We start from the raw sequence: 1,181 nt of genomic DNA, 5'->3' as shown, positions 1-1,181 counted from the left end.
CCTTTGAGCCCCGCATCATTTCAGTGCCGGATCGCCCATGTTCATTTTCTTCCAGCCCTGCAACAGAACCTGCGCCTTGGGTTCCTGGCCGTTGTCCAGGTAGTACCGGATCAACGACAAGCGGGCATTGCGGTTGGACGGTTGTTCTTTCAACAACCGTTCCAGYTCTGCGCACGCCTCGTCAATCTTGCCGCTGTCATGCAGGGCCACCGCCAGCACATAGCCGAACTGTCCGCTCTGTGGTTCCAGTTGCGCGGCCTTGCGCAGGTACGGCATGGCTTGAGCGGCCTGGCCCGCGCGAATCAGCGCAAGGCCCTGGGTGTGTTGCAGCAGGCCTGAGTCGGGGTGGTCCTTGAGGCTTTGCGCCAGCAGGGCATGGGCTTCCTGACTGCGACCGTTGACCTCCAGCCATTGCACCAGGGTGACCAGCGCCGGGTAGAAGTCCGGATCGCACTGYAGGGCCGCGCGCAGGAAGCCTTCGACTTCAGCGTTGCGACCGCTGGCCTGATACAGCATCGCCAGATTGAGGTTCGCTTCGGCGCGTTCGAGCAGGTTTTTCTGAACCATTTCGTATTCGACGATAGCGGCATTCCAGCTGTCCCGAGCCGTGCCCAGGCCGTTGCGCGCCACACTGAGCAAATCCSGGGCGGCGGCGATGCGCACTGCTCTGACAGGATCATTCAACAAGGGGGTCAGCAGTTGCGCGCGTTCCGGTGGCGGCAGGAATGCACTGAGCGCGCGCATGGCGCTCTCACGTACTTGAGGCGCCGTGTTGTTCAGGTCCCTGGTGACCAGTTTCAACGCTTGTTCGCTCGGATACAGCGACAATTCGCCGAGCAGCGTCGCGCGCTGGATCGCCGGCAGATTGCTGCGTTGCAGTTGCTCGAACAGCGCCTGCGCCGCACCCGGTTGACCGTTACGGATCAGCCACAGGCTTTCGTCGTAACGCGGGGCTTGCACCGCGCTGGCGCTGGCGGTGTTCCACAGTTTGAATTGCTCGGTGATCTTGTCGCCGGCCTTGCCCTGGTGGCAGGTCAGGCAGGCGTCAGGTGTACCGAGTTTCTTTGCTCGCTCAGGGTTGGGAATGCTGAAGCTGTGGTCATGCCGCAAGTCATTGCCCATGTAGAACTTGGCGGGCATGTGGCAATCCACGCACTGCGGACCCGGTTGGCCCATGGTGT

At 62.0% G+C, this 1,181-nt stretch carries 1 protein-coding gene; it reads right to left on the bottom strand.

Going from position 1 to position 1,181, the window contains the following annotated elements; translation table 11 throughout:
• Nucleotides 1-15: 15 nt before the first annotated feature.
• Nucleotides 16-1,181: tetratricopeptide repeat protein (locus ACXRVY_RS30360; RefSeq protein ID WP_458239122.1), on the bottom strand; the 1,166-nt coding region annotated here is incomplete at its 5' end.

The organism is Pseudomonas sp. P5_A2_2 (genome assembly GCF_054177685.1).
Note: the sequence above shows the minus strand (reverse complement) of the source record. Positions and strands in the feature narration are given on the sequence as shown.